General features: G+C 37.7%; 5 protein-coding genes. 2 read left to right on the top strand and 3 right to left on the bottom strand.

Annotated features, from left to right (window positions below):
- Positions 1-131 precede the first annotated feature (131 nt).
- Positions 132-1430 carry a glutamate/aspartate:proton symporter GltP gene (gene gltP, locus KPC_RS16235; protein ID WP_121975401.1) on the top strand — a complete coding sequence of 433 codons (1299 nt, stop codon included), beginning with the start codon at positions 132-134 and terminating at the stop codon, positions 1428-1430.
- A gap of 7 nt (positions 1431-1437) precedes the next feature.
- Here gltP (KPC_RS16235) and KPC_RS16230 read toward each other — a convergent pair whose 3' ends face one another.
- Positions 1438-1752, bottom strand: a complete 315-nt coding sequence (locus tag KPC_RS16230) for an NGG1p interacting factor NIF3 (protein WP_121975400.1) — start codon at positions 1750-1752, stop codon at positions 1438-1440.
- 321 nt (positions 1753-2073) lie between these two features.
- Here KPC_RS16230 and gltP (KPC_RS16225) point away from each other — a divergent pair, with 321 nt between their 5' ends.
- Complete coding sequence (gene gltP, locus KPC_RS16225; RefSeq protein WP_121975399.1) at positions 2074-3369, top strand: glutamate/aspartate:proton symporter GltP; 1296 nt, start codon at positions 2074-2076, stop codon at positions 3367-3369.
- 90 nt (positions 3370-3459) lie between these two features.
- Here gltP (KPC_RS16225) and KPC_RS16220 read toward each other — a convergent pair whose 3' ends face one another.
- Both KPC_RS16220 and gyrA read right to left on the bottom strand, forming a co-directional pair.
- The gene (locus KPC_RS16220; protein ID WP_121975398.1) at positions 3460-3906 is read right to left on the bottom strand and encodes a hypothetical protein; all 447 of its coding nucleotides are present in this window, start codon (positions 3904-3906) and stop codon (positions 3460-3462) included.
- 357 nt (positions 3907-4263) lie between these two features.
- Positions 4264-7239 carry a DNA gyrase subunit A gene (gene gyrA / locus KPC_RS16215; RefSeq protein WP_121975397.1) on the bottom strand — a complete coding sequence of 992 codons (2976 nt, stop codon included), beginning with the start codon at positions 7237-7239 and terminating at the stop codon, positions 4264-4266.
- Positions 7240-7402: the final 163 nt, after the last annotated feature.

Raw genomic sequence — 7402 nt, 5'->3', positions numbered from 1 at the left:
CACATTTATAGTGATTTGATACAAGCCTCAAATAATTAGCAAAACTCTGTTTATAAAAAAACCATATTTCATACAAACTGATAATTCAGCAGTTCCTAAAATGCAATATTCAATTCACTTTTTGGATATTCATGAAAAAAATAAAACTAAGCCTAGCATGGCAAATTTTACTTGCGCTTTTTCTTGGGATATTGGTTGGTGCGATTTTAAATCACTTTCCAGAATATCGCACTTCTATCATTGATAATTTCCTTACACCACTAGGCAAGATTTTTATTAGTCTGATTAAGGTTATTGTTATCCCATTGGTTGTATCCATGCTCATTCTAGGAGTATGTAATACAGGAAATAGTAAAAATCTCGGTAAAATTGGACTGACAACCATTATTTATTTTGAGATTGTCACCACAATTGCGATCGTCGTTGGGCTACTTGCTGCAAATATTTTCCATCCTGGTTCAGGAATTGATATGGCAAGTTTGCATCAAACCGATATTTCTCAATATAAACAAACAACTCAAGAGGTTGGTGCTGCTTCGCATACATTGGTCAATACAGTTTTGTCCATTATTCCATCCAATATTTTTCAGTCTTTAACCAAAGGAGATATGTTACCCATTATCTTCTTCTCTGTGATTTTTGGGCTAGGACTGAGCCAATTAACAAACGAAACAAAGCAACCACTCATTGATGTGCTTACATCAATCTCGCAAACCATGTTTAAAGTCACCAATATGATTATGCGTTTTGCACCATTTGGCGTTTTTGGACTCATGGGTGCAACGGTTGCAACTTTTGGTTTTAGTTCACTTATTCCTTTAGCCAAGTTGGCATTACTGGTTTATGCTGCGATCTTTTTCTTTATTATTGTAGTGCTGGGTTTAATCGCCCGTTACTTTGGTTTTAACATATTTAAGCTGATTAAGATTCTTAAAAATGAATTGATTCTTGCCTATTCTACTGCAAGCTCAGAAGCAGTATTGCCAAGAATCATGCAAAAAATGGAAGCTTATGGGGCTCCAAAATCAATCACAAGTTTTGTAATTCCAATCGGTTATTCATTTAACCTGGATGGATCAACCTTATATCAAAGTATTGCAGCTATTTTTTTAGCACAACTTTATGGTATTGAACTCAGTATCACACAGCAGCTGATTCTGATTTTAACACTCATGATTACCTCTAAAGGAATTGCAGGTGTTCCTGGGGTTTCTTTCGTTGTATTACTGGCAACACTCGGTAGTGTAGGTATCCCTCTTGATGGTTTAGCTTTTATCGCAGGTATTGATCGTATTCTGGATATGGCGCGAACCGTAGTCAATGTGATCGGAAACTCATTAGCTGCATTAGTGATCAGTAAAATTTCTGGTCAATTTGATGAATCTAAAAAAGCACAATATAACACTGCACACCCAGATATTATTGATTAGTAACCGATTATTCAATTTCAATAATTTGGATAAACTCAAAAGCAGGTTCTTCGTAAGGATGACTTGCTTTTAGTGCATCTGATACCTTTTTTGCATAGACTTCATCTACAATTGTTTCTACACGCCACTCAGGAATCTGTTCAAGTACATTTAGTTCACCAATAAATGGCTGTGCATTTTTAGTCGGTTTAAACTGACCAGTACCTAAAACCTGCCACGCACAATGCTCATAATTACCAATTCCACCAGCGCCAGCTGAGAATATAGCCTGTTTTGTCACTTCCAAATGAGATTCTGGTACGTAATAAATTAATTTCAGCATTTCGTATACCCTATTTTCAACCATAGACTAAAGTCTAATATGGCGTATTTACCCATGAGTAATTCTAATTCTTTCAATATTATTTTTTGAACAAATATTCAACATACAAGGCAAATTTAAACTTTTTTCATTAGTCAGTTCACACTTTTTACATAATTTTATTAGCACTTTGGTTAAACAAGGTGCAAAATAGCCTGCCTTTTTGCTTTCGTATATTTTTAGGACTACTCCCAGACCACATTTTTTGTTCGGTCTCTCCCGTTCCTATTTTTATTAAAAGCCTATTTCCCTAACTTTTTCATTTTTGATTAAGGGTTCACTATGCGGACTAAAAAAATTAGCCTTGCTTGGCAGATTTTAATCGCGCTAATTTTGGGTGTAATTGTCGGCTCTTTCCTACATAACTCCCCTGAATATCGCGAGATGTTAACGGATAACTTCCTCAATCCATTGGGTAAGATTTTCATTAACTTAATCAAGATGATTGTTATTCCTCTTGTTCTATCAATGCTTATTTTGGGCATTGCAAACTCTGGGGATGGTAAGAGTGTTGGTAAACTTGGTGTAAAAACCATTCTTTACTTCGAAGTTATCACAACAGTTGCCATTATTGTGGGTATTGTTGCAGCGAATGTCTTCCAGCCTGGTGCTGGTATTGATATGTCAAGTTTAACTAAAGCTGACATTTCACAGTTTGAACATACCACTCAAGAAGTCGGTTCAGGTGGCCATAGTTTAGTTCATACTATTCTTTCTCTTATTCCACCAAACATTTTTGCTGCAATGAATGATGGGCACATGTTGCCAATTATCTTCTTTGCCGTTATTTTTGGCTTGGGTTTAGGTTCTTTAGCCAAAGAAACCAAGCAACCGTTAATTGATGTTCTAAAGTCAATTTCGGAAACCATGTTTAAAGTGACTCATATGATCATGATGTTTGCACCATTCGGTGTATTTGGATTGATCGCTGCCACTGTAGCAAGCTTTGGTTTTAGTTCTCTAATTCCTTTAGTCAAACTTGCTCTACTGGTTTATGCTGCTATCTTCTTCTTTGCCATTGTAGTGCTTGGAATTGTAGCCAAAATTTGTGGTTTCAATATCTTCACACTCATCAAGATTCTCAAAGATGAATTGATTCTGGCTTACTCTACAGCAAGCTCTGAAACTGTGTTACCACGCATCATGGAAAAAATGGAAGCATATGGTGCTCCAAAATCAATTACCAGTTTTGTGATTCCTATTGGTTATTCATTTAACCTTGACGGTTCTACTCTTTATCAGAGTATTGCAGCAATCTTTATTGCTCAGCTTTATGGTATTGAGCTGAGTTTGACTCAAGAAATCATTTTGGTACTTACCTTAATGATAACCTCTAAAGGTATTGCAGGTGTTCCAGGTGTATCTTTCGTTGTACTTCTTGCAACTTTAGGTAGCGTAGGTATCCCACTTGAAGGTCTGGCATTTATTGCAGGTATTGACCGTATCTTGGATATGGCTCGTACAGCCTTGAATGTGATCGGTAATGCTTTGGCTGTTCTCGTGATCAGTAAATGGGAAGGTCAGTTTGATACTGAAAAACAAAAAAATTATGATGTTAATGCACAGAATACTTTGTAATTAATATCCTAAAAAAGGAAGCTTGATGCTTCCTTTTTTTAAATAAAAAATATCCAAATCGAATATAACCAATAGACATCATCTCATCGATTAACTTAGCTTTTCCTGGATTTTTATATCATCAACCTTTGAAAAATCATCTTTGGTATTAAATTCAACAAAATAAATAATCGATTTACCTTCATATTTATATTCATAGCCTAACACCAGATTCTGTTTATTTTTCATATCCTGAGTATCTGATGCTGTTCTGGCAATCAATATCTTTTCTTTAAAATCCTGTTTAGGAATAAGTTCTTGCATCTGTTTTAAAACATCTGGTTTGGCATGAATAAGCTCATAACAATGAGCTGTCGTATATTTTTTAATCTGATCCAAGTTGTTACTCTGTAGTGCGTTATAGGTCATTTGAGCTGCATTTTCTTGTTGTTGTAATAATTTCTCTGCTTTTTGAGATTCTTCTGCCTGTTTTTGTGCACTGTTTCCACATGCACCTAAAAGAAACCCACAAATTAAAACCGTTAAAATTTTTTTCATTGCATCACATCTTTCAACATAGTGTGTTCAATTTACCTTACTAGCGTAGAGAACAAAAGAAAACCTTATAATCTCTTTAGACTTTTCGATATTTTAATGAAAAGAAAACATCGTGCTTTCTTTTCAATCCAGTTTTTATTATTTCTGGCCAAGAATACCTGTTTCCGTAATATAATCAGATGTATCAGGTATTTGTGTAGCCAGTTAATTCAGCTTATTTTGTGTAATTTCACAACTATCTTTACCTGTATGTAAACATACACTCTTTACTCCTGTTTATGATGTTATTTATATTTCTGAAACAGGTTTAGTCAAATAAAAAGAGCGCCTAAGCGCCCTTTTCAATTCCAATCTGGATTACTCTTCGTCAGATTCTCTCAAATCAGATTCATTTTCCGTTTCATCCACGATGGTTTCATCTTCAATGATTTCTTCCGAATTAACTGCTGATGCAACGAGCTCTTCATCTTCTTCGACAGCATCAATTGCTTCAACACCAACCAGTGTTTCATTTTCACCAAGGCGGATCAAACGTACACCTTGTGCATTACGACCAGTTGTTGCAACTTCAGAAGCGCGTGTACGAACTAGCGTACCTCCATCTGAAATGAGCATTAATTCCTTAGTCTCATCGATTGAAACAGCACCAATCAACTCACCATTACGCTCGGTCGTTTTAATCGCAATTACGCCCTTACCACCACGTTTTTTAGTTGGGAAGTCCCCAACTGGTGTACGTTTACCATAACCATTAGCACATGCACAAAGCACTTCACCTGTTTCTGGTACAACGACTAGAGAAACGATACGACTCACGATGTTCGAATCTGAAGAATCGTCATCATCAGTATCATTATCAACATCTGTTTCTTCATCTTGAGCAGCAGCTAAAGTTACACGCATACCACGTACACCTTTAGCAGAACGTCCCATTGCGCGAGCATCAGTTTCAGAGAAACGAATTGCTTTACCTTCATTGGAGAACAACATGATTTGTTGCTCGCCATCCGTGATTGCGACCCCGATTAAAGTATCTTCTTCTTTTAGCTCAATTGCACGTAAACCATTTGCACGTACATTACTAAATTGCTCAAGCTCAACACGTTTTACCGTACCAGAGGCTGTTGCCATAAAGACATAAAAGTTCTTACGTACATTTTCAGCCTGTTCAGCAAACTCAGCTATCACATCATCTTGTAAATCAGTTGCAGATAGCTCCAAGCCAAGCTCTTTCAACTGCTTGCGTAATGAATCAGATAATTCATCTGCATCATCTGCAACTTCAGCAAATGCCGCTTCTAGAGCACTATAATGTGAATTGATCACTTCATTTTCTTGAAGCTTCGCTTTATTGGTTTTAACAAATGCTTTAAAGTCAGCTAAACGTTCTGCAAATTTCTTCGGTGCATCAATCACTGGTAAAATTGCAGTGATCGTTTCTGTCGCATCCAATGGTAACAAGTTCACCATAGGGCGACCTTTCGAACCACGTGATGCCTGAGGTACTTCAAATACTTTCAGACGATAAACTTTACCGACATTGGTAAAGCAAAGCACTGTTGCATGGTTCGATGTCACTATGAGATGTTGAATATAATCATCTTCTTTCATCGAAGTTGCGGATTTACCACGACCACCACGACGCTGAGCAGCATAATCAGAAAGTGGTTGTGTTTTCGCATAACCAGTTTTGGAAACAGTCAATACAACTTGCTCTTCAGGAATCAGATCCTCACGACAGAAATCAACACGTGACTCAACAATTTCAGTACGACGAGCATCGCCATATTGTTGCAGAATCAATGCCAACTCTTCTTTGATTACACCCATCAACAAATTGAAGTCATTTAAAATAGCTGTAAGTTCAGCAATTTGACCTAAAATTTCAGTATATTCAGCTTGCAGCTTATCCTGTTCCAGACCCGTTAAACGATGTAAACGTAGCTCTAGAATTGCACCCACTTGTGCAGGAGATAAGCGATAAATTTGACCATTTAAACCAAATGGGCGATTAGGATCTTCACCCTCAATTTCATCAGGACGGACTGAAACAGAACCGGCTTTTTCAAGCAAGGCAATAACGCCACCAGCAGCCCATTCACCTGCTTGTAACCGCTCGCGAGCTTCAGCCGGGTTTGCAGATGTTTTAATGGTCTCAATGATCTCATCGATATTTGCCAATGCAACTGTCAGGCCTTCCAAGATATGTCCACGTTCACGTGCTTTACGCAATTCAAACATGGTACGGCGTGTCACCACTTCTTGACGGTGACGAATAAATGCTGCAATGATATCTTTCAGATTCATCAATTTAGGCTGGCCATTATCCAGGCAGACCATGTTGATACTGAATGAATTTTCAAGCTGAGTATTCAAGAACAGATTATTAACAATGACTTCAGCGTTTTCGCCACGCTTCAAATCAATTGCAATACGCATCCCTTCTTTGTCAGACTCATCACGAAGCTCTGAAATACCCTCAAGTTTCTTCTCTTTAACCAGTTCAGCAATACGCTCAATGGTTTTGGCCTTATTGACCTGATAAGGAATCTCAGTAAATACAATTGTACTACGACCAGATTTTTGATCTTCTTCGATATGGTATTTACCGCGAATATGTAAACGGCCCTTACCGGTACGATAAGCATCTACAATTCCTGATTTACCATAGATAATACCGCCTGTAGGAAAATCTGGACCAGAAATATATTCCATCAAACCTTCAATAGAAATATTCGGATTATCCGCATAAGCCAGACAGGCATTCACAACTTCTGTCATGTTGTGAGGCGCCATATTGGTCGCCATACCAACTGCAATACCTGCTGCACCATTAATCAGTAAGTTTGGAATACGCGTTGGCATAACCTGAGGAATACGCTCAGAGCCATCATAGTTATCTTCCCAATCGACTGTATCTTTTTCCAGATCAGCCAAAATTTCATGGGTTAACTTTTGCATACGGACTTCGGTATAACGCATTGCTGCTGCGCTGTCACCATCAACTGAACCGAAGTTACCCTGACCATCAACCAATTGATAACGAAGACTAAAATCTTGCGCCATACGAACGATGGTTTCATAAACCGCAGAATCACCATGAGGGTGATATTTACCGATCACATCCCCGACAACACGGGCAGATTTTTTGTAGGCTTTGTTATAATCGTTGCCCAATTCGTGCATAGCAAATAGCACACGACGATGAACAGGCTTTAGACCATCACGCACATCAGGCAATGCACGCGAAACGATAACGCTCATGGCATAGTCTAAGTACGAATGCTTGAGTTCATCCTCAATGGCAATCGGCCTGGTTTCCGATACGCTCATGCATACTCCTCATTACAAGCAGAATGGACTGCTTATTTTAATAATCAATCTTGCAAATTTAGCGCAAAAACTTGAGCTAAAATCTAAAAAAATACAGCTGAAAATTATATCATAAAAGCACTTTTAAATGTGAGTTAGAGTAGTGAACTATCTTGTTATATTT

It is taken from the genome of Acinetobacter stercoris (assembly GCF_900323515.1).
GTDB classification, from domain to species: Bacteria; Pseudomonadota; Gammaproteobacteria; order Pseudomonadales; family Moraxellaceae; genus Acinetobacter; species Acinetobacter stercoris.
This window is presented reverse-complemented; position numbering and strand designations above follow the sequence as displayed.

Bases quoted from the DNA above. Each gene is read 5' to 3' on its own strand.
- gltP (WP_121975401.1), top strand. From the start codon at position 132: ATGAAAAAAATAAAACTAAGCCTAGCATGGCAAATTTTACTTGCGCTT.
- KPC_RS16230 (WP_121975400.1), bottom strand. From the start codon at position 1,752: ATGCTGAAATTAATTTATTACGTACCAGAATCTCATTTGGAAGTGACA.
- gltP (WP_121975399.1), top strand. From the start codon at position 2,074: ATGCGGACTAAAAAAATTAGCCTTGCTTGGCAGATTTTAATCGCGCTA.
- KPC_RS16220 (WP_121975398.1), bottom strand. From the start codon at position 3,906: ATGAAAAAAATTTTAACGGTTTTAATTTGTGGGTTTCTTTTAGGTGCA.
- gyrA (WP_121975397.1), bottom strand. From the start codon at position 7,239: ATGAGCGTATCGGAAACCAGGCCGATTGCCATTGAGGATGAACTCAAG.